The 24,933-nt window shown below is 63.2% G+C and carries 23 protein-coding genes and 2 pseudogenes; 8 read left to right on the top strand and 17 right to left on the bottom strand.

Features of this window, described 5'->3' with window-relative positions:
* A partial coding sequence (locus A5625_RS28070; protein ID WP_156747917.1) for an EamA family transporter occupies positions 1-255 on the top strand: 255 nt, incomplete at its 5' end.
* On the opposite strand, the pseudogene A5625_RS04310 reads toward A5625_RS28070, so the two are convergent.
* A pseudogene (locus tag A5625_RS04310) lies at positions 225-947 on the bottom strand (DMT family transporter); the annotation flags it as partial. The gene A5625_RS28070 and the pseudogene A5625_RS04310 overlap by 31 nt on opposite strands.
* Before the next feature lie 171 nt (positions 948-1,118).
* Between A5625_RS04310 and A5625_RS04305 the strand changes: the two are divergent.
* Positions 1,119-1,971, top strand: a pseudogene (locus A5625_RS04305) (LysR family transcriptional regulator).
* Positions 1,972-1,989: 18 nt separating this feature from the next.
* On the opposite strand, the gene A5625_RS04300 reads toward A5625_RS04305, so the two are convergent.
* The 5 genes from A5625_RS04300 to A5625_RS04280 all read right to left on the bottom strand — a co-directional run bounded on the left by A5625_RS04300 (position 1,990) and on the right by A5625_RS04280 (position 8,483).
* Complete coding sequence (locus A5625_RS04300; RefSeq protein ID WP_066989366.1) at positions 1,990-2,625, bottom strand: TetR/AcrR family transcriptional regulator; 636 nt, start codon at positions 2,623-2,625, stop codon at positions 1,990-1,992.
* A 62-nt stretch (positions 2,626-2,687) separates the two neighbouring features.
* Complete coding sequence (locus A5625_RS04295; RefSeq protein WP_066989364.1) at positions 2,688-5,555, bottom strand: RND family transporter; 2,868 nt, start codon at positions 5,553-5,555, stop codon at positions 2,688-2,690.
* Positions 5,552-5,989, bottom strand: coding sequence for an MmpS family transport accessory protein (locus A5625_RS04290; RefSeq protein ID WP_197515960.1), 438 nt, complete (start codon positions 5,987-5,989; stop codon positions 5,552-5,554). Before A5625_RS04290 ends, A5625_RS04295 begins: the two co-directional genes overlap by 4 nt.
* A gap of 340 nt (positions 5,990-6,329) precedes the next feature.
* Positions 6,330-7,943, bottom strand: a complete 1,614-nt coding sequence (locus tag A5625_RS04285; protein ID WP_066989362.1) for an MFS transporter — start codon at positions 7,941-7,943, stop codon at positions 6,330-6,332.
* A gap of 186 nt (positions 7,944-8,129) precedes the next feature.
* Entirely contained in the window at positions 8,130-8,483 is a 354-nt protein-coding gene (locus tag A5625_RS04280; protein ID WP_066989361.1) for a UBP-type zinc finger domain-containing protein, read from the bottom strand.
* 129 nt (positions 8,484-8,612) lie between these two features.
* Here A5625_RS04280 and A5625_RS04275 point away from each other — a divergent pair, with 129 nt between their 5' ends.
* Together A5625_RS04275 and A5625_RS04270 are read left to right on the top strand one after the other, a co-directional pair.
* Positions 8,613-8,981 (top strand): nitroreductase/quinone reductase family protein, encoded by a 369-nt coding sequence (locus A5625_RS04275; protein WP_066989359.1) that lies wholly within the window; start codon positions 8,613-8,615, stop codon positions 8,979-8,981.
* Between the two features lie 174 nt (positions 8,982-9,155).
* A complete protein-coding gene (locus A5625_RS04270; protein WP_197515959.1) occupies positions 9,156-10,031 on the top strand; it encodes an alpha/beta fold hydrolase in 876 nt (291 codons plus the stop codon).
* Between the two features lie 37 nt (positions 10,032-10,068).
* Here A5625_RS04270 and A5625_RS04265 read toward each other — a convergent pair whose 3' ends face one another.
* On the bottom strand, positions 10,069-10,746 hold the full coding sequence (locus A5625_RS04265; RefSeq protein ID WP_066989356.1) for a Crp/Fnr family transcriptional regulator: 678 nt from the start codon (positions 10,744-10,746) through the stop codon (positions 10,069-10,071).
* 452 nt (positions 10,747-11,198) lie between these two features.
* Entirely contained in the window at positions 11,199-12,632 is a 1,434-nt protein-coding gene (locus tag A5625_RS04260; RefSeq protein WP_066989354.1) for an FAD-binding oxidoreductase, read from the bottom strand.
* 222 nt (positions 12,633-12,854) lie between these two features.
* Between A5625_RS04260 and A5625_RS04255 the strand changes: the two genes are divergently transcribed.
* On the top strand, positions 12,855-13,496 hold the full coding sequence (locus A5625_RS04255) for a DUF5134 domain-containing protein (protein ID WP_066989370.1): 642 nt from the start codon (positions 12,855-12,857) through the stop codon (positions 13,494-13,496).
* Positions 13,497-13,505: 9 nt separating this feature from the next.
* On the opposite strand, the gene A5625_RS04250 is transcribed toward A5625_RS04255, so the two are convergent.
* From A5625_RS04250 to A5625_RS04240, 3 genes are all read right to left on the bottom strand, one after another.
* Positions 13,506-14,246: an SDR family NAD(P)-dependent oxidoreductase gene (locus A5625_RS04250; protein WP_066989352.1), complete on the bottom strand. Its 741-nt coding sequence runs from the start codon at positions 14,244-14,246 to the stop codon at positions 13,506-13,508.
* An 11-nt stretch (positions 14,247-14,257) separates the two neighbouring features.
* Complete coding sequence (locus A5625_RS30670; protein ID WP_066989350.1) at positions 14,258-14,542, bottom strand: hypothetical protein; 285 nt, start codon at positions 14,540-14,542, stop codon at positions 14,258-14,260.
* Between the two features lie 83 nt (positions 14,543-14,625).
* Complete coding sequence (locus tag A5625_RS04240; protein WP_066989347.1) at positions 14,626-15,099, bottom strand: GtrA family protein; 474 nt, start codon at positions 15,097-15,099, stop codon at positions 14,626-14,628.
* A 115-nt stretch (positions 15,100-15,214) separates the two neighbouring features.
* On the opposite strand from A5625_RS04240, the gene A5625_RS04235 reads away from it, so the two are divergent.
* Positions 15,215-15,586, top strand: a complete 372-nt coding sequence (locus A5625_RS04235) for a hypothetical protein (protein WP_066989345.1) — start codon at positions 15,215-15,217, stop codon at positions 15,584-15,586.
* A 14-nt stretch (positions 15,587-15,600) separates the two neighbouring features.
* On the opposite strand, the gene A5625_RS04230 is transcribed toward A5625_RS04235, so the two are convergent.
* Entirely contained in the window at positions 15,601-16,083 is a 483-nt protein-coding gene (locus A5625_RS04230; RefSeq protein WP_066989343.1) for a PAS domain-containing protein, read from the bottom strand.
* 158 nt (positions 16,084-16,241) lie between these two features.
* Here A5625_RS04230 and A5625_RS04225 point away from each other — a divergent pair, with 158 nt between their 5' ends.
* A complete protein-coding gene (locus A5625_RS04225) occupies positions 16,242-17,126 on the top strand; it encodes a LysR family transcriptional regulator (protein WP_066989341.1) in 885 nt (294 codons plus the stop codon).
* Positions 17,127-17,253: 127 nt separating this feature from the next.
* On the opposite strand, the gene A5625_RS04220 is transcribed toward A5625_RS04225, so the two are convergent.
* From A5625_RS04220 to A5625_RS04200, 5 genes are all read right to left on the bottom strand, one after another.
* On the bottom strand, positions 17,254-18,000 hold the full coding sequence (locus A5625_RS04220) for a FadR/GntR family transcriptional regulator (RefSeq protein WP_066989338.1): 747 nt from the start codon (positions 17,998-18,000) through the stop codon (positions 17,254-17,256).
* Between the two features lie 107 nt (positions 18,001-18,107).
* The gene (locus tag A5625_RS04215) at positions 18,108-19,826 is read right to left on the bottom strand and encodes a methylmalonyl-CoA mutase family protein (RefSeq protein ID WP_066989336.1); all 1,719 of its coding nucleotides are present in this window, start codon (positions 19,824-19,826) and stop codon (positions 18,108-18,110) included.
* An 11-nt stretch (positions 19,827-19,837) separates the two neighbouring features.
* A complete protein-coding gene (meaB, locus tag A5625_RS04210; RefSeq protein WP_066989334.1) occupies positions 19,838-20,818 on the bottom strand; it encodes a methylmalonyl Co-A mutase-associated GTPase MeaB in 981 nt (326 codons plus the stop codon).
* Entirely contained in the window at positions 20,815-22,140 is a 1,326-nt protein-coding gene (locus A5625_RS04205) for a phenylacetate--CoA ligase family protein (protein ID WP_197515958.1), read from the bottom strand. Before A5625_RS04205 ends, meaB begins: the two co-directional genes overlap by 4 nt.
* A gap of 95 nt (positions 22,141-22,235) precedes the next feature.
* Positions 22,236-22,625 (bottom strand): cobalamin-dependent protein, encoded by a 390-nt coding sequence (locus tag A5625_RS04200; protein ID WP_066989332.1) that lies wholly within the window; start codon positions 22,623-22,625, stop codon positions 22,236-22,238.
* A gap of 546 nt (positions 22,626-23,171) precedes the next feature.
* Between A5625_RS04200 and A5625_RS04195 the strand changes: the two genes are divergently transcribed.
* Positions 23,172-24,203 carry a fused (3R)-hydroxyacyl-ACP dehydratase subunits HadA/HadB gene (locus tag A5625_RS04195; RefSeq protein WP_066989330.1) on the top strand — a complete coding sequence of 344 codons (1,032 nt, stop codon included), beginning with the start codon at positions 23,172-23,174 and terminating at the stop codon, positions 24,201-24,203.
* Positions 24,204-24,933 lie beyond the last annotated feature (730 nt).

Genomic DNA, 24,933 nt, shown 5'->3' with positions numbered 1-24,933 from the left:
ATGGTGCTGTTGAACGCCACCCTGGCGGTGAGCCTCTACGTGCGGGCCATCAACACTCACGGCGTTACCGCGGTGGCCATGCTGTTCGCCGTCATTCCCGCGGTGGCCGGAATGCTGTCGTGGATCATTCTGGACCAGCGTCCCGATGCGGGTATAGCGGTCGGACTGGTCCTGGGCGGGCTCGCATGCTGGATGAACACCCGAGCGTCCAGCCGATCTGCGACGAAAAGCACAGCCACCGCGGTAACGCCGTGAGTGTTGATGGCCCGCACGTAGAGGCTCACCGCCAGGGTGGCGTTCAACAGCACCATGCCGCTGACCGCGATCGCCGCCTTGACGCCATCGTGCACCGTGAAGGGTGTGACGATCGCGAGCGCCGACGCGGGTATCAACCCAACGGCATTCTGCATGGCACTCATCACCCGAAAGTCGACGCCGGTGCAGAATCGCTGTTGGTACACACCGCCTGCCGAAAGGCCAAGCAGGCCAACGACAAGTAACAAGATGACAGGGTCGGCGCCCTGGGTAGTCATCAACCTTCGCGAGCAGGCCGCTAAGACCGCGACGACACCGAGCACCAGCGCCACGGCGCGCAGGGGCCCGAGCGGTTCGCGCAGAAACATGGCCGCCAGGATGGCCGTGGCCACCGGATTCATCGCAATCACCACGGCACACAGCACGGCAGGCGCACCAAGCTGAACGGCCTCGTACAAGCAGCAGAACTGTACGCCCTGAATCAGCAAGCCGGTCACCAGGACGTGGCCGAATTGCGCTCCCCGCGGCCAGCGGGCCGTGGCCAGCATCGACCAGGCGGCCAGAATCGTTGCGGCCAAACTGAACCGCAGCACCAGGGCAGCCATCGGCGTCATAGCGGTTACCGCCAACGTGCCGATGGGATAACCGAGCGCGTAGAAAAACGTCACCGCCGTGGCGGTGGTCATTGGCATGCGCGACGACGGCATGCCCACCATGCTCTCGTGATCGACCGACACAGTCCAACGATTATTCGCGATCATGATTGATCGCGAAGCGTTATCGGTTTGCGGACCCTGGAAGGTGATCCGTGGTTACGGAGCCGGTGATTGATTAGAGACGATGATCGGATTAAGGTGCGTGCTATGGCCCAGGTGCTCGATATCGCGCCGCTGCGCAGCCTTGTCGCCGTTGCTGACTGCGGTGGCTTCCACCGGGCCGCCGCCGCCCTGCACCTGAGCCAGTCGGCGGTCAGCCAGCATCTGCGCCGGATTGAAGCCGTGGTCGGCGAACCGATTGTGCGGCGCTCCGGCCGCGGTGTCGTGTTCACCGAGGTCGGCCAGAAGGCGCTACGGCATGCCCGCACCATCTTGGCGGCGCACGACGTTGCGCTCGACGACCTGGGCGCGACCGAACACAAAGTTCTGACCATTCGGTGCCACCGAGCATGGTGCCGATGTGATGCTGGCCGGCCTGTCCCGCGTACTGCGTGAGCGACTTCCCGACCTGAAGGTGCGCTTCCGGCTTGACCGCAACCTGTCGCTGGCCGACGCTATCGAGCGCGGCTTGGTCGATCTGGCCATCATGCTCGACGGCGCGGGCCTCTATCGTGCCAATGCCTCGGGACTAGCTCGCTTGCAATGGATTTCAGCGCGCACGCTGACAATCTCGCCCCTTGACCCCCTGCCGTTGGTGATTTTCTCCGAACCGTGCACGTTGCGCGAGCCCGCCTTCGCGATTCTGGAAAGCCATCACATCGAATACGAGATCGCCGCCGAGTGCAGCGACCTGTCCGGCCTCTACGCGGCGGTGCGGTCCGGGCTCGGCGTAGCTCTGTTGCCGATGATCGGAAAGTTTCCCGATGGTCTCAGCCCGGCGGAGGGACTGCCGTCGGCCAACAGCGCCTCAATACTGGTCCGCGGCCGCACCGGCATCGACCCGGAGGTGCTGAAGACCGTCGACAACGCCGTGCGCGACTTGATGGCCACCGCAACCTGAACCTGACGGTTGGGCGCCTCACCGCTTCGCGACGTCGCGCCCACTGGTCGGTGTCTGTACGGCCGGAACGATCAGCGTATCCATGACTTGCCGTACGAATTCGGCGTCAACGCTTTGCCCGGTGATGACACGCAACAGACCCATTGCCGTCAAGACATCGGCGACCAATGACCAGTCGCGGGTGGCGTCGATTTCGCCGCGCTCCGCGGCTCGAGCCAAGACAGCCGACAGCACCCGTCTGCCTTTGAAGAGAATCAGGTCATCGAGCGCTGTGGCCAGTTCGGGGTCGTGCGCGGCCGCCAAAGCGACTCGCAACACGAGATCATTGGTGATCAGGGAATTGTCGTTGCGCTTGGCGCGCTTGACAAGAGCGTCGAGGTCCCCGGCCAGACTGCCTGTGTTGGGTGCGTCATCGTTCAGTAGATCGGGTCGCCAGTAGACGAGAGCGTCGGTCATCAGGGCGGCTTTCGATGACCATCGCCGATAAATCGCGGCCTTGCCCACGCCGGCCTGTGCGGCGATGTCATTCATGTTCGTCGCCTCGTAACCGTGCTCGGCCAGCGCGGCCAACGCGGCGTCAAGAATCGCGGGGTCGCGGGATCGGTCCAGCCGCCCCTCTGTCCGCTGGCGAAGTTTGGGTTCCGGTTCTGCCATGGGTCCTGGCCTGTCAACTAACAACGTCGTTGTCGACAGCTTTGCAGACCGGCCCGTGGGTTTCACCTTGCCGCCAGTTCCGGGATCGGCGCGGTGTGTGCCTCCGCCTCTCGATGTGTCTTCCTCGTCATGCGGATCGTGTTGATCGGCCACCAGAACCAGTGCCCGAGAGCAGCGGCTATCGATGGTGTCATGAAGGACCGCACGATCAGGGTATCGACCAGCAGGCCCAATCCGATCGTGGTGCCGAGTTCCCCGATCACCCGCAGCTGGCTGACGATCATCGACATCATGGTGAAGGCGAAGACCAGCCCGGCGGCGGTGACGACCCTGCCGGAGGCGCCCATGCCGCGGATGATGCCGGTGTTCAGCCCGGCGTGGATTTCCTCCTTGAGCCGCGAGACCACCAGCAGGTTGTAGTCCGATCCCACGGCAAGCAAGATGACGACCGACAGCGGCAGCACAATCCATTGCACGCCAAGCCCGATGAGGTCTTGCCACATCAGTACGGACAGGCCACAGGCTGTGCCCAGCGATGCGGCCACCGTGCCGACGATGACCAACGCGGCAACCACGCTGCGGGTGATGATGAGCATGATCGCGAAGATCAGGATCATCGAGGAGATCCCGGCGACCAGCAAGTCGATGATGACGCCTTCTTGCATGTCGCTGTACATCGACGCCGTTCCGGCCAAATACACCTTCGAGCTCTCCAGCGGAGTTCCCTTGATGGCGTCGGCGACCGCGTCTTTGACTCCCGCGACGTGCTTGATCCCCTCGACGGAGGCGGGGTCGCCCTGGTGGGTGATGATGAATCTTACGGCCTTGCCATCGGGCGATACGAACATCTTCAGCCCGCGCTTGAAGTCGGGATTCTTGAACACTTCCGGCGGCAGGTAGAACGAATCGTCGTTTTTGGCTTCGTCGAAGTACTGTCCCATCAGCGTTGAGCCCTCGGCGCCCTCCTGCTGGTGGGCCTGGATGCCGGCCATCGTGCTGTGCGTCGACAACATGAAGTTGCGCATCGTCTTCATCGAGTTGATGGTTTTGGGGAAATCAGCCAGCAGCTGCGGCATCAGCCGATCCATGTGGTCGAGATCCACTGTGAGCCCGGATATCTGGTCGGAGAGCTCATCGATGCCGTCGAGCGCATCGAAGAGGGAACGCAACGACCAGCAGACCGGGATGTCGAAACAGTGCTTTTCCCAATAGAAGTAACTTCTGATAGGCCGAAAGAAATCGTCGAAGTCGGCGATATGGTCCCGCAATTCGTTGGTGGTATCCACCATCTCATGCGTCCTGCCGACCATGCTATGCGTGGTCGCAGTGAGCTCTTTCATGACGCCGTACATGTGCTCCATGACGGCAATCGTTTTGCCCAGCTCGTCTGCCTGCTCGAGCATGTTAGCCATGGTGTCGTTCATGAACTTGGCCGTCTGCAAGGTGCCCGAGTTTTGCATCGCGATCTGGAACGGAATCGAGCTGTGCTCGATCGGCGCCCCCAACGGCCGAGTGATCGTCTGCACACGCTCAATACCGCGAAGATGAAAGACGCTCTTGGCAATTCGATCGATGACGAGCATGTCCGCGGGGTCGCGCAGGTCATGATCGGCTTCTACCATCAGCAGTTCCGGGTTCATTCGGGCTTGGGAGAAGTGCCGCTCGGCCGCGGTCATCGCGGCATTGGCAGGCATATCGCTCGGTGTGAACTTCTGGTCATCGTAATTCGGCACATACGTCAACAGGCTGATGAATCCGATGATCGCGATCGCGGCGGTGACGGCGATGATCGGCTTCGGCCAACGCACCACGGCGGTACCGACTTTGCGCCAGCCGCGCACGTCGACCGCCCGTTTCGGGTCGAACAAGCCGAAGCGTGATCCCACCGCAAGCACCGCCGGCGCCAGCGTCAGCGCCGCGAAGACGATGACCAACAACGCTATGGCACAGGGCAGTCCCATGGTCTGGAAATACGGCAGCCGGCACGCCGTCAGACACAGGCAGGCGCCCGCGATGGTCAGCCCCGAGCCCAAGATGACATGCGAGACACCGTGATACGCCGTGTAAAAGGCCTCCTCGCGGTTTTGGCCGATAGATCGCGCTTCGTGATAACGGCCCAGCAGGAAGATGACGTAGTCGGTTCCCGCGGCAATGCTGAGCATGGTGATCATGCTGACCGCGTACGGCGTGAGTCCGATGATGTTGAGGTTGCCAGCAGTGGCCGCGACGCCCTGCGCCGCGAAGAGTTCGATACCGATCACCACAAGGCACAGCAGGGTCGTGACGATCGACCGATAGACCACCAGAAGCATCACGAAGATGACACCGATGGAAACCAACGCCATCGTCGCCATGCTCTTATGACCCACGAGACTGGTATCGGCGTTGAGCACGGTAGTGCCGGCCACATAAGCCTTGACGCCCGGCGGCGCAGGCGTGTCCGTGACGATCTTGCGCACCGCGGCGACCGACTCGTGGCTCGGAGTAGTACCTTGCGCACCGTTGAGGAAGACCTGAACATAGGCCGCCTTGCCGTCCGGACTTTGCGAGCCGGCAGCGGTCAGCGGGTCACCCCAGAAATCTTGAATGTTCTGCACATGCGCGCGATCGTCTTTCAACTTGCTGACGATGCGGTTGTAGAAGTCATGGGCGCTGTCGCCGAGTTTGTCCTGTCCCTCCAGGACCACCATCGCCGTTGAGTCCGTATGGAATTCGTTGAACTTGTCGCCGATGTGCATCATCGACTTGAACGCCGGGGCATCACGCGGCGTCATCGGCACCGAGTGCTGTTCAGCGACGGCGTCAAGGGATGGGGAGAGCACACCTAACGCGACCGCGATGAGCAGCCAACCCAGAGTGATCGGCAGGGATACGACTCGGATGAGGCGGGGAACGATCGGACGCCGGGGCGGTAGATGCGGGTTGCTCATACGGATTTCACCAAGCAGTAGATGAACGGTTGGTAGTCATTGGTGTGGCGGTCGTCGCGAACCTGGTCGTCGACGATGACACGACACCGCAGCGCATGTACCTCGGTGCTGGCCTGGGCGACAATGTTGGCCGACATCGACGGCAACGTGGTCACGATGGTGAACGACCACGGCAGTGGCGCCGCCTGGACGAGGTGTGGCTGACCGTTTTCGTCGAGGTAGTTGGCGTTGACCGTGCCACCCGGTGCGCCGGTTATTTCATAGGTGATGTGCTTCGGGTGGAACGGTTTGGTGTTGTCGCCACCGCCCTCGCCGCTTGTGACGCCGCCGTGTGAGCCGAACGTGTCCCTGATGCGGACAACTGCGTATGCACCTACCGCAATCACGACAACGAGAAGCAGGGGCATCCACGCCTTGCGCAAAATGCCGAGCATCCGCTGCCTCCTCTACACCTTCCAAGCAACCGGCGGCAGCGCGCAGCGGTGCACCATCGTCGAACGCCACTCGCGAACCCCAGAAGCTAGACGGAACTCAAGTTCCGTGAACCGGTCGTTGAGAACTGTACAGCATGTCCGAGCGGATTTTTCGCGGGAGCCGGCGCGCGAAATAACTCACGTACGCGCCATTGGACTGACAGTGATCGACCCGGGATGGCCCGACGCGCCCGCGTGACGACGAAACTTTGACTGAGGGGCGTGAAAAATGCTTGCCGCTAAAGGTTTCCGTGTCTGGCTCAGCCGACCCGCCGACTCCGTGGCGTTGCTCCGGATGGGATCATCGGCGTAAGCGCAGGGCGACGAAGTACTCGTGCTGTCGGGTGCGGTCGACGGTATAGCCGATCGCCTTCCTGATGCCATCGCTGTCGTATTCCAGCCAGCGCTCGGTGCGCTGGCGCTCGAATTCGGTCCAGGACGCTACGGTGAACCTCTCGAGGAACGTATCAGGTTGTCCAACACTGTGATAGAGCCGCCAACTGTGACCGCCCGTGCGCAACCGTGACCGCCTGACCGCGCGCATCGCTTCGGTGAAGTCCTCGAGATTGGCGGGCGGAACCTGATAGCGAACGGTTACCAGCACAGGACCGTCCTCGGGCGACGGTTCGAACACCAGCGTGGGCGTCGGCCAAGCAGTGGAGATGTCGACGCTCAGCGTTCCCGTGCGGGGCAGCAGCGGCAGGACGACCACGCTGACGGCAACAATGCCCAGCATCACCCCTGAGCCCAGCAACGCGGTGCGCAGTCCCGCTCGGGTGGCAACGGCGCCCCAAGCATAGGAACCGATCGCCTGAGATCCCGTCGCGACGAGCAGATACACCGCCAGCGCGCGAGCACGCACCCATCGCGGCAACGAAAGCTGCGCCGCGGCGTTCAACGTCGTCAACGTGATCAACCAGGACATTCCGGACAGCACCAACATTGGCGTCGCCGCCGCGAACGGCAGCACCGCCACCGCCACCGGCGCCAGGCCATACACGGCAGCGGATCCAGCGAGCAGCACGTTGTCGGAAACTTTCTGGCGTAACCGCTCGGCCAGCGCTACGGAGAGCACGGCCCCCAAGCCGATGGCCGCCAGTGCTACCCCGTAACCACTGGCGCCCAGGTGCCACCTGTGCGCCGCGGCCACCGGTAACAGAGCCAGCACAGCCGAAGCCGGAAACAGGAAAAGGACTGCGCGCAAAAGGATTCTGCGGAACATTGGGCTGTTGTTGACGAAGAGCAGTCCGGTGAGAATGGCGTGGCCGAAGTGTTCTCTCTCCAGCGGGGCGAATTGTTTGGGCCGCCTCCACGCCGCCAGCGCAACGATGATCCCGGCAAACGACACCGCATTGATCGCGAACGCCGCCGCCGGGCCCGACAAGGCCACCACTACACCACCGATAGCCGGGCCGATTGCCCGGGCGGCATTGCCCGCGACACTGCCCAAGGTAGAAGCGGCCGGGATCTGCTCCCGCGAAACAACCTCGGGCTGGATCGCCTGCCAGGCCGGCGCGGCCAGTGCAGACGCGCAACCGATCGCCACGGTGAACATCAACAGCGACGTCGGACTCATCCGGCCGAGGTAGGTCAAGACCGCCAATGCCAACGCCACCAGCACGGCATACGACTGCAGAACACAGAGCAACCGCCGTCGGTCGAACAGATCGGCGAGCGCGCCGGCAAATAGCCCCAGAACCAGCGTCGGCCCCAGGCTTGCGGTTTGGACCAGTGCGACCATGACGTCGCTGCTGTGCTTTTCGACCAGAAACCATTGGGCCGCAACGCTTTGCATCCAGGTGCCGATATTAGAGGCCAGCTGCGCGATAAACAGGCTGCGGTATACGCGGTTGCGAAGCGGTGCCCACGCCGACGGTTGCCCAGCACCGGCACGCTCGCGATCCTGAATCACCATTGAATCGCGATCGGTTCAGGGAATATCGGAGGCGAACCGAGATTGATCTCCGGCATGGAAAACGCCTTCCGCATGGCAAACAGAATTAAAAGCTTAAACCGGCCCCAACCGGCCCGCCACGCGAAGCTTTATCCGTTATCAGCTGTGCCGGTGCGCTCACTAAAGCGCGCCCGTTGGTTCACACCTTCAGCTGTCTCGATGGCGGAGCAGATCGAACCAGTTGTGCGGCACCCGTCCGCGCGGACCGGGAACTGACTGGCCTTCCGGACGGCTCTCGGGCGGCGCGAGCTCCGGGCCGTCGTAGTAGTCGTTGGCGTCGTAATCCCAGAACCAGTCCTCGCCGGGCTCGAACGATCGGATAATCGGATGTCCGGTCTGCTGCCAGTGTTTGGTCGCATGCCGAGACAGCGAATCGTCGCAGCAACCGATGTGGCCGCAAGCAGCGCAGCGCCGCAAGTGCACCCACCATCCACCGACCTCGTCGCACTCGGCACACCCGGTACCGCTCGGCGGTACCGACGGGTCGACAGGAGCAGCCATCGCGCCCTTTCCTGACTGGTCGCATTCACCACAGCAGCTGCGGGGAATGCTACCGGCATGGCCACGGAGTTGGGATCGCGGTGAATTCGCGGGGCGGTGATCAGTGGAAAATTGAGCGATACTTGCGACATGGCACCGAACAATCTTGGACGTTTGTTGATGCGCGCCGCGCCCGTGTTCAACGCGCCGGTGGCCGCGCTGGCCAACTCCCCCCGCTTCGGCAGGCTGCTCAACCGCAACATCACGATGCTGACCTACACAGGTCGGCGTTCCGGGCGCACGTTCAGCATCCCAGTGGGCTACCGGCGTTCCGGTGACGACATCGTCATCAGCGTCAACATGCCCGGAGCGAAGACCTGGTGGCGGAACTTCCTGGACACCGGCGGACCGTTGACGTTGCAACTCGACGGGACCGACCGGGCTGGACATGGCGTCGCCAAGCAGGACGAGAAGGGACGCGTAACCGTCACCGTGCGGCTAGCCGGGAAGAATCCCTGAATTTCTTGGAATAGCCGTATATCGACCCCGGCAACCCATCTGAAATGTCCGCAGCCGACCAGACTTAACGCATCGTTCTGGAATCTTTCTGCTGCACGTTAAAGTGGGACGTCGGCTGAACTGGCCGGCATTGCGAATACGGAGGTCGAAAAACTGTTTTCCCGTTCGCACCAGATGTCGATTACCCCGTCCTGGTTCACCGCCGCACTCGATCAAAAGCCGGACCACCTCGACGTCGACGTCGACGGGTGCCGTATCCATCTGCGTGTCTGGGGGGCGGCGGACCAACCTCCCGTGGTGCTGGTACATGGTGGCGGAGCGCACTCGGGTTGGTGGGACCACATCGCGCCGTTCTTTTCTCGCACCCATCGGGTGATCGCTCCGGACCTGTCCGGCCACGGCGAGAGCGATGCGCGCGACAGCTACGACCTGCCAACCTGGGCAAGCGAAGTGATGGCGGCTGCGGCGGCGGCCGGTCCCGCTGGGCGACCGACCATCGTCGGCCACAGTATGGGCGGTTGGGTGGTGTCCACGGCGGCAATGCACTACAGCCGGCAGATCAACAGCATGCTGGTGATCGACTCGCCACTGTGGGAGCGTGCGCCGGAGGAAGGGCGGCTGCGCAGGCGCGAGCACACCCAATACCGGACGAAAAACGAGATTCTGGCCCGCTTTACGGCGGTGCCTTCGCAGGAGTTGATCCTGCCCTACGTTCGCCAGCACATCGCCGCCGAGTCGGTGCGCAAGACCAGCGAAGGATGGATTTGGAAGTTCGACCCGGCGATTTTCGGCGGTGAGCTACTCGAGCCGACGGCCACGGACGAAGACTCATTGGAGACCATGCTGACCGCAATGCGTTGCCGCGTAGGGTATTTACGCTGTCAAGCCGGGTTGGTGCCGGCCAGCATGGCCGAACGGATCCGTTCCCTGCTTCAGCTCCGGGGACCGTTCGTGGAGTTGGCCGAAGCCGGCCACCATCCCATGCTGGACCAACCACTCCCCCTGGTCGCGACATTGCGCACCCTGCTGGAATTCTGGTCGATCACTTAGCCCGTGGCGGGAGCGGCACGTTCGAGAGAATGGCTCGTTATGCCCTTGCGCGGCGGGCCAGTTTCGCTGGTTGGTCGACGATGAGGGCCTTGCCTTGCTGCCGAATCCATCCTCGTTGGGTGAAGTCGGATAGCGCTTTGTTGACGGTTTCGCGCGAGGACCCCACGAGTTGAGCGAGTTCCTTCTGCGTCAAGTGGTGCTCGACCAGCACCGAGCCGCCGTTGCTGGTGCCGAATCGCATTGCCAGATCAAGGATTTGCTTCGCCACCCGGGCGGGGACATCGGTGAAGATGAGGTCACACAAGGTGTTGTTGGTGTGGCGGAGCCGGCGTGCCAGCACCCGCAGCAACTGCTCGGCGATTTCGGGACGTTCGACGATCCACGTCCGCAACGCTTGACGGTCCATCCTGACGGTTTCCACCTCGGTCAGGGTGATCACCGTCGAGGTTCGCGGTCCCGGATCGAACAGCGCGAGCTCACCGAACACGTCGCCGGGGCCGAGCACCGCGAAGACGGTTTCGCGACCGTCTGGTGTCTGATGGCGGATTTTCACCGCGCCCGACAAGATCACGTAAAGGTCGTCGCCCGGCTCGCCTTCGACGAAAACCGTCCGCCTGCGCGAGAAGGACACGTGCTGCAGGTGGCGAGCCAACGCATCGACCGCATCGGGGGCTATCCCCTGGAAGATGCCGGCTCGCGCTAAAACCTCGTTCACGCCGCCCCTTTCAACGCGTTTTTCACGGCGTTGCGCGCACCAGGCGCTGCTCCAGCTGGGGGGCGTCTTAGCTCGCGGTGCAGACCTTACACCAGGAAATAGTTTCGTAACGTAGCAGGTCGCCGCGGGCCGGATTCAGCGAACGACGCGCCGTCGGACCCCCGGTCGCTGACTACGCGGCCGAGTTGGTGGCGGTCGACGTGAGGGTCACTTCGGAGTACAGGTTTCCACACGCATCGCAATGGACCTGATACTCAAGTTTGTCGTCGTCGCGCTCGATAAACCGGTACTGCGCCCACGCCATGCATCGCGGGCAACGTGCCCGACCGTGTTCCACTGCCATCAGCCAACCCCTCACTAGCCACAGACAGACTGGAAGTACCCAGTGCCGAGTTCGGCTAATCATTCGAGTGTCCGCCCGCAGGCCTTTGCGCCGTGCCGGAGTGTGCCGGCTAGTAGTTCAGCCCGGAGAACATGACCCGGCCGGGATCGTATTTCTGCCGCACGGCACTGAGCCGGGATAGGTTCGGACCGAAGTAGCGTGCCGGCGCCTGGTTGGCCTCGATGTAGTTGACATAGCCGCCAACCGAATACTGTTGCACCGCTTGGTGTGCCGAGTTGAGCCAGTTGGTCGCGGCCGCCGGGTCACCGGTTTCCACGTACCACTGCACCAGCGCCGACTCGCGGCGCCATGGAAAGGCGGTGGCCGCGGGCGCCACCGTGGCGAGTGCGCCGTCGAGTGCGTGCATGATGGCCAGCATGCGGCCGGCGCCGCGGGGGAAGGCGTTGACCGCCGAAGCGATCCCCTGCGCGACCCCGGCGTTGACGGCGGGAAAGACATCCGAGCCGCCGACATACCCAAGCGGCGACGGGTTGAGGTTGCCCACGGCCAAGTAATTCACCAGATCCAGGTAGTTGAAGGTGTGGTTCTCGGTACCCGAGGGCTGCAACCCCACAGCTTGGGTGATCGCGGCCGCCGCGCTATTACCGGAGCCGGCCGGGCAGGTGGCCAGGATTCGGCAATGCATGCCCATCGCGTCGACGGTCGCGTCCGCCAGTGCCCAGCTGTTGGGATCGGCGGTGCGCAGCCAGTTCTGCCAACCGACCAGAACTTGCGCGAAGGACTGCGGCGGGAAGTTGAGGTTGACGACGTCGACGTCCTTGGTGGGGAAGGTGGCGAAGGTCAGTGAGGTCGTCACACCGAAGTTGCCGCCACCGCCGCCGCGCAGTGCCCAAAACAGGTCGGGGTTGTTGGCGGCGGACGCGGTGACCGCCTGACCGCTGGGCAGCACCACCGAAGCCGACGTCAACTGGTCACAGAGCAGGCCAGCATGCCGGGATTGGGCTCCCATTCCTCCGCCGAGTGCGTGTCCGGCGGCGCCGACGGACGGGCAGGTGCCGGTGGGGATGCCCCGGCCGACCGCGGCCAGCGTCCGGTGCATGGTGTACAGGCTGGTGGCCGGTGTCACGGTGATTTGTCCGGTGGCGGCGTCGTAGTTGGCGTCCCCGGGTAGCTGGCGCAGGTCGAGCACCATGGTGCCGTTCGCGGTCGACGCGCCGATGTAGGAGTGCCCGCCGCTGCGTGGGGCGACCTTGAGGTTGTGTGCGGCCGCGAACGCCATCGCCTTCTGCACGTCGGCCGCCGACGTCGGGGTGACAACCGCTGCCGGAGTCAAGCCGTTGTAGTTGGTGTTGAAAATCTGTTTGGCCCCGGCGAATTGGGGGTCATTCGGGAGCAACACCTTCCCACCGAGGGCCGTGGACAGGCCCTCCCAGCCCGAAGGTCTGGGATCGGCCGCCACGCGGGGGGAGCCCAGGACCGCACCGGCGGCTAACGCTCCGACAGCGCCGCGCAGAAAGGTCTGCCGTGAGATCTCACGCGCCATCGTCGGACTCCCGCGATTGCGTCATGCCCCGAATTGTCGATCACGAAAACCGTGATGCGGCACGACGTGTCGGCGGGTGATCGAAACGTGCCCGAACCGTTACCGCATCCCGGTGTTGACCCGTCGTCATTAGCCTTGGTCCAGATACCCGCAGGGGTACGGTAGCGCCATGAACACAGCGATACAGCGTGCGGCATGCGCGAGGCCGCGAGGTTGCATGCCATGATCGGTGAGCTCCCGCTGCGCTGTGTCGTCACAGTCCTTTTCGGCGCCAGTATCGCGATGTACGCGCACCATATTGTGGCACAACGTGTTCGGTGGTCCTACCGGATCAATCACCTGCTGCACCTGGTCATGTCGATAGGCATGGTTTCGATGGTGTGGCGTGTCGGCCTAGGCCTGCCGGCGATGGGGCCGATGCTGTTTTTCCTGCTGGCCGGTGTCTGGTTTGCGGGCGCCGCCATGGGCAAGTCCTCGGCATCGCGTCAGCGACTGAAAACATGGTACTACGCGGCGATGATGGCGGCGATGGCATGGATGTATGCGGTGATGAGTGGAGGCGTGCCGGGGACGCACTCACATGTCCACTCACCGTCGGATTCGGCCGCAATGGACATGCCGGGGATGGGGCTGCCGTCACAGCGCATGTCGCCGATGACAACCGGAATCTCTTGGATCGCGGTTGCGAACTGGGTCGGGGCTGCGAGCTTCGCCGCTGTGGCGCTGTATTGGTCCTACCGTTTCGTCGGTGAACGCCGCGTGATCCGGCCACCGACCGCCACCGGGCTGGTGCGGTTGGAACCCGTATATCAGGCGTTCACCGCCGCCGGTACAGCGCTGATGTTTGATGCGCTGGTCTGGTAACCCGGCTGGCTAGCCGGCCCCTTTACCGTTGTCGACCCGATAGACAGCGCCATGGATGGCGACAGCGGCGTCGCTGGCGAGGAAGGCGATCACGTTGGCGACATCGAGGGGTTGCATCATGCCGCGGGGTGCGGCCGTGCGCATGATCAGGTCGTAGTTGGGATCGGCTGGCGCGCTGAACTGTTCGATTTGCGGCGTGAGCATGCCGCCCGGGCATACCGCATTGACGCGCAGTCGTTCCGCGGTGTACTCCACCGCCAACGCGCGGGTGAGCCCGATCAGGCCATGTTTGGCCGCGCAATAGCCCGCCGAATAAGCCTGGCCCTCAACCCCGGCGATGGAGCTGACGTTGACGATGCTTCCGCCGCGCGCCAGCAGATGGGGCAGTGCCGCCCTGCACAGGTAGAACGGCCCGCTCAGGTTGACCGCAAGGTCGTGTTCCCAGTCGTCGTCGGTCATCGACTCGGTGCGGCGCATCTCATGTCGCCCGGCAACGTTGACGAGGACGTCTAGTCCGCCGAAATCACGGACACACTGCTCGACGGTGTCTCGGCAGGCCTGCGCCGAACCGACGTCCACCGATGCGAATCCGCCGCGTGCGACGCCGGCGAACACGTCGGATAGGCGACCCGTATCGCGGCCAATGCCGAAAACCGTTGCGCCCTCGCGAGAAAATAACTTTGCCGTTTCAGCGCCCAGGCCCGACGATGCCCCGGTAATCAATGCCACTTTGCCCTGCAGTGCAGCCATGCCAGTGCACCTTAGTAGGACCGCAGCCGGACCATACCGTCGCGTAGATACTCAAGTGGCGCATGCACTCTCAGCCCGTATCTGCCGGCCCTGCTGGGGAGGATGCGCTCGGCCTGGAGGCGCCGCTGGATATGGCGTGCTGTGAATATCGCGAGCAGGCTGATTGCCTGCCTGCCCAGCGCAATCCGGCTCGTTCGCACTCGCCAACTCGTTCGCGGCGATGCTGCGCGCCGCCCGAAGTAGTAGCCGATGCTGGTCGCTGTCGCGAGCGCGGCGATAGCCGCGATTACCGTCACTTGATGAGCGTCCGTCGTCGCCGTCGCGGGAAGGTCACGCGCGGGCTACACCTCAGTCAACAAGTGCGGGGCCGGCTCGCGGGTCAGCGGCGGAAGACCAACCATCGCATCGCGCTGTACATGTACACCGCTTCGCAGGTGCCCGCCGCCAGTCGCGACAGCTGGTATTGCACACCGATGGCGGCCAACGCGGTGGTCACGCCGAGGATGAAGACCAAGTAGTTGATGACGACCACCGCCACGTAGACGACCAGCTGTGGTCCCACCGGCGCGTGGGACCGGAAATTGAAAATGCGATTGAGCACATAGCTCAGGGTGAAGGCGCACAGGTAAGCCACCGTGACGGCGACGGGTACCGGAATGCCGAGGCCGCTGCGCAAGCCGGTGAGGATGGCCAGATCGACGCCGCAGGTGAAGCCGTTGATCCCACAAAAGCCCACGAATGTCGGTGCGACGATCGCGCCGAGCCTCAACGGCAACCACCTGACGAACGCCTCACACCAGTTGTGGAACCGGTCGGCCAGGCGTGATCGGCCGGCTGTCGGTTCGGCTCGCACGCGAATACGGTGCCATGATCAGGTATCCACCGCGTGATCAGTTGGCCAACTGCGGACAACCGCGGAACCTTTTGCTTTGCCTCCTTCGCCCCAGTCACCCCCTACGATTTGGGTTGTGGACGAGACGCCCCAGTACACCGGGCCGATAGATCCTGCCAACCGCAACATCTTTGGGGCATGTCTGTCGCTGGCAGGCTTGGGCTTGATGATGCTGGCGCTTGTGCTGTTGCTGATGGCCGAGAGCAATCGCGCCCTGGCGTTCAAATTGGAAACCGGCTTCTTCCCACCGATGTCCGAAGCGGCGGTGCAGTCGGCGCGTACCGAGATCGTCATCGCGGCCGTGCTGATCGCCTTGTCAACCGCTGCGGCGGTGACGGCGGTGATCTTCCGCTCGACCATTGCGTGGCGGATCATCGGCGGAGTTACGCTGCTGGCTTTAATCCTGGTCGGCCCGTTGCTGTGGGTCTGCTACGACATGGCTTTTTGAAATCTCGGGTCCGTTTACGCGCCCGGGTAGCCGTCCGGCAGCATGTCGCGCTCGAACGACTCCCGGCCCGAGTCGTCGAAACGTGAAAATAGCTCCTGCACTTCATCTTTGAGCAATACGAGCTGTGCTAGGCCGACCAGCTCGCCGCCGATCCGGATTGGCGAAACCGTCACCAGGATGGTGGTTTTGCCGTATGGCCTGGCCACGTATTGCACCGGCTCGATGCGGCCGTCGACGAACAGTTTGAGCATGGCGTCGAACCGCGGATTGGTGATCTTGCGGTGATGCCGTTCGTGCACAGAATGACCGAGGTAGCCGGGTTGCCGGTCCAAGTGTTCGGCCGCCCATTTGTTGTAGTACATGACCACGCCGTGCCGGTCGACGATGGTGACACCGAGGCCGGCTTGCTCGAGCAGCCGATCCGCCCACTCGCCCAGCGCCCAGTCCGCCACGATCCTGTGCTCGAAGACCTCGGTGAGGTCAGCGTGCGTTGTCATTCAGTACCTTTCAGTGGCCGTCGTGTCTGCCGGCCGGTATCCGGCATAACCAAGCGTGGACGCCCGATGCCGTGCGCACAATGAGTCATTTCGCGAGTCAGCCTTCGGGTAGGCCGAAGTCTGATGTTCCTGTAGCCGGTGTGAGTACCGTGAATGCTGTGGCCTACGATCTGACCGATTTAGAGCTGTTCTTGCAGGTAGTCGACCAGGGCAGCATTACACAAGGAGCCGAGCGCGCGTATCTGTCGCTGGCATCGGCCAGTGCGAGGATTACCGCCATGGAGAAGGCTCTTGGGACCAAATTGCTGGAGCGGCACCGGCGTGGTGTGGTGCCGTCCCCCGCTGGGTGGTTGCTGGTCGTACACGCCCGAGCGATCGTCGGTCAGCTGGCCCGCATGCGCGCCGAGTTGGCTCGCTGCTCCGACGGGTTGCAATCAGCACTGGTGGTTCTGGCGAACACGTCGGCTACCCAGACACTGGTGACGACGGCGCTCGCCGACTTTTTGGTCGCCCACTCCAGCGTCGACATCGAGCTGCAGGAACGCCCGAGCCACGAGATCGTCGCGGCCGTCACCGACGGGCGCGCAGAGCTCGGAATCATCGCCGACACAGTGGACTCGGGTCGGCTGGAGTGCACGATGCTGCGTCCCGACCGCCTGGTCGTCATCGTGCCCGCCAACCATCCTCTCGCCGACCGAGATCAGGTTGCGTTCAGTGCGTGTCTGGATTACCCGTTCGTGGGATTCACCCAGGGAAATCCGCTGCAGGAGCACTTGAGTGGACAGACCCAGCCCCTCGGGCTTCGTCCTCGATACCGGGCGCATCTACCCACCACCGAAGCGATCTGCGCCGCAGTCGCAGCCGGCGTCGGAATAGCGGTCGTCCCGACCTTAGCCGTCGCTCGGTGGTCGCATCAAGACCTGCGCACCATCGACCTGACAAACGCGTGGGCTCACCGAAATCTGCTGTTGTGTTGCCGCGACCGATCTCAATTGTCCACTTCTGCAGCACAATTCAGCGCACATTTGGCATCGGTCGCCTGACAGCTTTCCGGCCTGGCGAACTGACTACAGGTGGGATCCGCCCGCTCGGCGATGCGATATCGCATGCATGTACCAAGTGCGGACGCTTGAGCGGGTGCACGCTCAAGATCCAAACGGTGCCGCGCGGTCAGCCGGCCCACTTGAGATCGCTGAGCCCGACGGCGCGGTAAAAGCCCGAGATGTGTTGGGACACCAGTTCGGCCGCGGTGTCGCCGTCGCCTGCGGCGATCGCATCGACGATCGCCGCATGTTGGTTCGTCAACCTTTTCATGGTTGCTGCGGGGTTTTTGAGACTTTCGAATGCGGAAACCATTGCTTGCCGCAACGCTTCTCTCAAGGCAGCCATGAGGGCGGCAGCCAGTCCATTGCCGGAGATCTCAGCAATGCCAATGTGAAAGGCGGTGTCGATATCGTTGTAGCTGGCTGTGGTGTGAGTACCCCGCATCTGCTCGACGTACGAACGCAGGCGGTCGATGTCGTCAGCCGTCGCGATTGCCGCGGCCTTGCGGCATGTCAACCGTTCCAGCATCAATCTCGTCTCGACCAGATCGTCCCGTGTGAAAGACGCTAATTGCAGGTGAATGCGCAACACCATTCCCATACCGGCGGTGCTGTCCTTGACGATCATGGAGCCCGACGTCGGGCCGGAACCCGTCCCGGCCTCGACGACGCCGATCGCTTCAAGAATCCGCAGCGCCTCACGCACGGCGCCCCGGCTCACTCCGAGGGCTTCTGCCAGTTGGCGCTCCGGCGGCAGACGATCGCCGGCTTTCAGGGTCCTATTAATGAGTCGACTCTCGATCTCAGCGACGACCTGCTCGTGCGTCCGTAGGCGCGGGAGCGGCTTCCACTCAGATGAAGTTGGCTCCGACACGTGCGCCCCTTCTGCCCTGTCGCGGGAAATCCGTACAGGAGACGACTGTACCCACCACATTGCGGTTCATCCGTGTGCCGCTCCAGGCATCCTCGCTGGTTGGCGCCTTAGAACACAGGCGTTTCTTGGTAGCTGCCAAACACACCACGCAGCGCACCGGTGATCTCACCCATGGAAAGGTGGGCGCGCACGGCTTCGATGGTCGCAGGCATGAGGTTGACGGTCTCGTCGCGAGCGGCGGCCAATAGCCTTTCCACCGCCGCCTGTGCGCGCTGCGGGTCCCGGTCGGCGCGCACCTGCTTGAGCCTGCGGATCTGGCGGGCCTCCGACTCCGGGTCGAGCTTGTGCACCTCGATCTTCTGATCGTCGTGTTCATCGACGTACTTGTTGACGCCGATCACCGGCCGGTCACCGCTGGCCTTGCGCTTGGCGTAGTCGTAGGCGGTGTCCGAGATCTCCTTCTGAAAGAACCCCTGTTCGATCGCCGGAATGACACCGCCCATCGCCTCGACCCGGTCCATGTACTCCTGGATGCCCTTTTCAATCTCATCGGTGAGGGCCTCCACGTAGTAGGAGCCGCCGAGCGGATCGATGACGTTGGGGACGTTGGTCTCATCAGCGATGATCTGCTGAGTCCGCAACGCCAGCTTCATCGCCATCTCACTGGGAATGGTGTAGGCCTCGTCGAGGCCGTTGGTGTGGATGGATTGCGCACCGCCGAGCACCGCGGACAACGCCTGCAGTGCGGTGCGCACGATGTTGACCATGGGCTGCGGCTTGGTGAGTGTCGCGGCCGCTGTTTGGGCATGGAAGCGCAGTCGCATGGAGTTCGGTTTCTTTGCGCCGAAGTGTTCTTTCATCATCTTGGCGTAGTACCGCCGGACGGCGCGGAACTTGGCGACCTCTTCGAACAGGTCGGCCTGCGAGACGAAGAAGAATGACAGGCGCGAGGCGAAGATGTCGACGTCGATACCTGATTTGACGACGTCCTCGACGTATGCCTTGGTGATCGCCATGGTGAACGCGACTTCCTGCACGGCGTTGGCGCCCGCTTCACTGATGTGGTAGCCGCTGATGTTGACCGGGTTGTACCGTGGCAGATGCTGAGCGCAGTAAGCGATGCAGTCCCGTACGATGCGCATGCTGGGCCGAACTGGGAAGATCCATTCCTTTTGCGCTACATACTCTTTGAGGATGTCGTTCTGAATGGTGCCAGAGAGCTTGTCGAGGTCCATGCCGCGGTCTTCAGCGACCGCGATGTACATCGCGAGAAGGATCCATGCCGACGGGTTGATCGTCATCGACACCGAGATGTTCTGCAGGTCGATGCTGTCGAATAGCGCCGCCATGTCTGGCAGAACATCGATTGCTACACCCTCGCGGCCGACCTCGCCGAGACTCATGTCGTCGTCGCTGTCCAGACCCATCAGGGTGGGCATGTCGAAGTCGACGGACAGACCGGTCTGGCCCTGGGCGATCAGGTATTGGAATCGCCTGTTGGTCTCTTCTGCCTGGCCGAAACCGGCGATCTGACGCATCGTCCATTTGCGCCCGCGGTACATCGTCGGGTACGGCCCCCGGGTGTAGGGGTATTGACCGGGAAGCCCAATCTCCGCCCAGCTTTCGGGCAGATCCTGCGGTCCATAGACGCGCTTGACCGGCAGCCCCGCGCCGGTGACATACCGCTCCTTGGACTCCGGAGAGCGGGCGATGAACTCGGCGAGTTCGTGGTTCTCCCACTCACGGAGGTCGGCTTCAGCGCGCTTCAGCAGCGCGTCGGAGACGAGGCGGAGTTCTTCTGGGGTCGCGTTGTCTTCGTTGGGCATTGCGTTCCTCTTCAGTGGATGTCGGTGGGGTGCACGGCCATAGCGGTAAGGAGCCGGGCGGCGGCTTGCCGCGGTTCTTCTTCGCGGGCGATCAGTGCGTCGACCGCAGCATCGAATTCGCGCTGCCCGGACCGTAGCCGGCCCGCGACGAGTGCTTCTGCGGCCCAGCGGATTCGGGTTGCTGCATTGCGTCTCTCGACTTCGCGAAGGGCGCCATGCCTGGCCATCCACTGCCGGTGTTGGGTGGCCTTGTCTAGCACGAGGGCCACCCCTTCGCCACTGGTAGCCGTGGTCTTGATGATCGGGACGTCCCAGGCGCCGGCCTTACGGTGGGCGAGGCGCAGTGATTCGCGCAACTGCTTGACCATGAGGTCCGCACCCGGCCGGTCGGCCTTGTTCACGACGTGGATGTCGGCGATCTCGATGAGTCCCGCTTTGAGCGCCTGGATGTCGTCGCCCAGCCCGGGAACACTGACCACCAGCACGGTGTGAGCGACGCTGATCACGTCGACCTCGGCCTGCCCGACGCCGACCGTTTCGAGGATGACAACGTCGAATCCGGCAGCGTCGAGCAGAACGATGCCGTCGAGCACCGCGCGAGACAGGCCGCCGGTGGCGCCCCGTGAGGCCATCGAACGGATGTAGACATCGTCTCGGCCCGCAAGGTCGGTCATACGGATCCGGTCGCCGAGGATCGCTCCCCCTGAGTAAGCGCTGGTGGGGTCGACGGCCAGGATGGCGACGCGCGCTCCCCGCGCGCAGTAACCCTGTGCGATTCGGGTCACCAAGGTGCTTTTGCCGCTGCCCGCCGGCCCGGTTACACCCACGACGTGGGCGTTGCCGCTGTCCTTCCAGATCTCGGCGAGTAGCTCTGAGGCTGCCTCCGATCGGCTTTCGACCAGGGTCAAACCGCGTGCGAGGGCAACCTGTGATCCATGACGAATCCGGTCGGCCAAGGCGGCGACCGGCGATGTGGTTGCGGCGCGGCTCACGATGACCCGCCCCGCCGCAGCGACTCGAAGAGGTTGCGGTCGTCGATGACGCGGCGAGCTTTGAACTCGGTGCGGCCGAAGGTGGCCGGGGCCACGGCCACCACTTTCGCGCCGACACCCAACACGGTCCGCAGATCCTGCCCTATCTTTTTCACCCACACGTCTTCTGACAGGGTGGCATGCTGCGCATCGAACTCGACCTGAACCAGCAACTCGTCCATCGCGCCGTCCCGGGTGATCACGATGCGGTGTTCACCGCCGTACCCCTCGGCGCTCATCACGACCTCGTCGATCGCGTTGGGCTGCACATTCTCACCGCGAATCTGGAACATGTCATCGATACGGCCGTAGATGCCCTTGGGCAGAAAGGGATATGTGCGGCCACGCGACGCATCGGGCGCCTCCCAACACGCCAAGTCGTTGGACAGCAACCGGATCATGGGCTGGGAGGTGCGCTCCAGCGTCGTGTACACGGGAGTGCCCTCGGCACCGTAGGGGACGCGGCGCATCGTGGACGGGTCGCACACTTCGGTGTAAACCAAGTCCTGCCAAGCAAATACGCCGGGCTCGTTGGCGGCGGCACCAAGCGACATCCATGGTGCGACCTCCCCCATACTGCCGGAGTCGTACACCTCGACATCGAAGGCGTCAATGATTCGCTGCCGGATCGCCGGCACGCTGGCACCGGGCTCGCCGGAGAAGAACATTTTCCGAAGTCCCAGCCCACGGGTGTCGATACCGTTCTCGACCGCCACCTCGGCAAGACGCAAGGCATACGACGGCGTGCCGTAGAACACCGTGGCCCGCATCTGACGCATCCACTGCAGCGTTCGCAGGCTCTGCCCGGAAATCCCCGCGCCGAACGGAAACACCGCCGCCCCAAGCCGTTCGGCACCACTGTAGGCACCCCACGACCCCCAGTACTGCGTCAACGGAGAACCGATCAAAACGACGTCCTCGGGGCGGACACCCATCCCCCACAGGACTCGCGCATGAGCGTTGGCGATCGCGATCCAGTCGCGCTGGTTGATTCCGAAAGCCATCGGCCGACCCGTCGTGCCCGACGTCCCCTTGATGTGAGTCACTTCGACTGGGTCGATGCACAGATAGCTGCCATAGGGTTCGTGCTCGCCCTGGTCTTGCCGCAGCTCCTGCTTTCGCACCACCGGTACCGTCTCGAAGAGTTCCAACGAAGTGATGTCGCCAGGCTCCAATCCGGCGGCCGACCACTTCTTGCGGTAGAAGGGTGCGTTCTTCCATGCGTAGCCCATCAGCTGCTGGATGCGTTGAAGAATGGCCTCGTCACGCTGCTGCGGGTCCATGGTTTCGCGAATCGGAAACCAGTGCCGCTGTCCGTGGGGCGGTCGGTACGTCTCGTCGTATCGCGGAGGCCAACTCCACGATTCCATTCCACGCATCAGGAATTTGCCGCTAACGGGGCGCAGGCTTTGATCGTCGCCACGATCTCCTCCGGCATGGTGTCCTGGCCCAGGACCGCGGCGACCCCCATCTTCTGCAGCTCGATCTCATCTTCGTCGGGCATGACGCCACCGGCGACGATCGTGAAGCGGGGCCGCTCTTTCATCCCGTCGAGGATCTCGAAAATCTTGGTAAAGATCGGCATGTGCGCACCGGAGAGCAGGCTGATGCCGAGAACATCTACGTCTTCTTGAGTGGCCGCCTCGATGACTTGGGCCGGACTGCGATGAAGTCCGGTGTAGATGACCTCCATGCCGGCATCACGCAGCGTGCGGGCCACCACCTTCACGCCGCGGTCGTGCCCATCTAGCCCGATCTTGGCCAGCATTACGCGGATGGGAAGCGCGGGTTGATTCAACGGATTCCTCCTGAGTGGAATGACCACAATTGTGGTCCTACCATAGACCTGCCACGGCCTTAACGCGACCCCCGACCGGTAGGCCGCCCGACGGAAGTCAGTCAACGACCATCCCGCCGGTTAGGTTGGCCAGTGGGCCGGGTCATCGCACGGCAGCGATCCGAGGCGACGAAGGCAGCGGCCCCAGCGATTTCAGCGAACAACCGGTTTGCAGCCGTCTCCGGCTCTCACGTAGTAGGCGTGCACGCTGTGGGGTCTGCGACGCGGCGGTTTGCGAGTGGCAGCCATCAAGGTGAGCAGCGATGTGGTGGTTCGTGTTGTCCAACTGGGTAGCGACGAAGTGCTGGATGTCCCTGCGGGCGACGTCGAGTGTGCCGATGACATCGGCTAGGGTCGCCAGCGGTCTCACTCGGGCGATGTTGTTTCCGCGTTGCGGCCTGCGGTGGCTCGGTGTCGCCGCGTTAGTGTGCGTAGGTCGGCTTCCGTGACCAGGCCGACAGAAGAGTTGGGCAATCCATGACAGCAGCAGCAGAAGCGTCGGCACTCGAAGCGCGGGTCGGCCACTACTACCAGATCGACGACACTTACCAGGTCGGCCGCGAGAAAGTGCGCGAGTTCGCCCGTGCCGTGCAGGACTATCACCCTGCGCACTGGAAACTCGACGCTGCCGCTGAACTGGGGTATTCGGACCTGGTGGCGCCGCTGACGTTCACGTCGGCTCCGGCTATGGCCGCCAATCGGCACTTGTTCGAATCGGTGGTCATCGGTTACGAGATGTATCTGCAGACCGAAGAAGTCTTCGAGCAGCACCGACCGATCGTGGCCGGCGACGAACTGCACGTTGACGTCGAATTGTCATCGGTGCGCAGGATCGCCGGCAGAGACTTGATCACCGTGACCAATACGTTCACCGACACCGCCGGCGAGCGGGTGCACACTCTGCACACCACCGTCGTCGGCGTCACCGCCGAGGATGTCGATCCCGCGATCAGGACAGTCGCGCAGCAAGTGATGATGCACGACGTGAACCTCGCCGGAATCGACTACTCCGAAGCGCACTACCAGAAGACGGTGCGCCCTGCGGACGAGGTTCGGATCGCCCACGGAGGCACGACCCGTACCCCGGGGACACCATCTTTTGATGACGTGAAGGTTGGCGACGAGTTACCCGTCCACCACGCCCGACTGTCGCGCGGCGACCTGGTGAACTACTCCGGGGTGGCCTGTGATGCCAACCCGCTTCATTGGGACGAGAACCTCGCCAAACTGGCGGGGCAGCCCGACGTGATCGCCCACGGGATGCTCACCATGGCATTGGGTGCCGGATTCGGCTCCGCATGGTCAGGCGATCCTGGTGCGGTCACCCGCTACGCGGTGCGGCTGTCCCAACCCGTGATCGTGTCGGCCACCGAGGGTGCCGATATCGAATACAGCGGCCGGATCAAGTCACTGGACCCGGAAACCCGCACCGGAGTCGTGATCGTCGGCGCAAAGTCGGCCGGCCGCAAGATCTTTGGCCTGGCGACGTTGAACATCCGCTTTCGCTGAAGTCTTCGGGGATATGGGTTCTCGTCGTCCGTGGCGGAGTCCAGAAGGGGAGGTTGCTCCCAATGTATCGCCGCGGCCGTCATACGACGCGGACATCTACGTCGACGACCGCTACGCTCTCACGGTTACCCACAAGGCGCAAACCATCGACCGCGACGCTGTGAACAGCGTTGCGCCGAGCCACATTCAAAACATGCGCTTTGCGCTCGAGGTCCCAAATCTCGTACCGCCCAGCCCAATTCGAGCCAATACGATCAGCTGACGCGCGCCGGCTGCGGTGCCGAGCGTCAGCCACGGGGTGCCGAGCGGTTGATTTAGCCGTGCGGCGAGCTTTTCACCCCATCAGTGGCCGCAGATGACTAGCAGACGACGGCCGGGCCGCCGGTGAGGGGGCAGTAGGGAGGTACGCAGCTCACCGACGTTGCTGAGACGGCGAAGGCGAGCAGCAGCGCAAACAAGACTCTCGTAACCTTGTTCATAGCTGAAGAGTGTACGTCCAGCCTGTATCGCCCGGGGCGGTTTCGGCCTGGTCCAAATCGATGATGGCTGAGCCATTGCCAGCAGCGATCGGCGTTGGCGACGAGTTACCCAACCACCACGCCCGACTGTTATGTTTCGAACACACGTGCGATGGCTATTACCCTGTCGGAGGCGCGTTGACTCGTCTGAAATGCGCGCGAAAGGGTGATTCGTTGCCTCATGGGAAATGCGCGCGTACGCCCGCTGGATG

It is taken from the genome of Mycobacterium sp. 1465703.0, from assembly GCF_001672975.1.
In the GTDB taxonomy this organism is placed as follows: domain Bacteria; phylum Actinomycetota; class Actinomycetes; order Mycobacteriales; family Mycobacteriaceae; genus Mycobacterium.
This window is presented reverse-complemented; position numbering and strand designations above follow the sequence as displayed.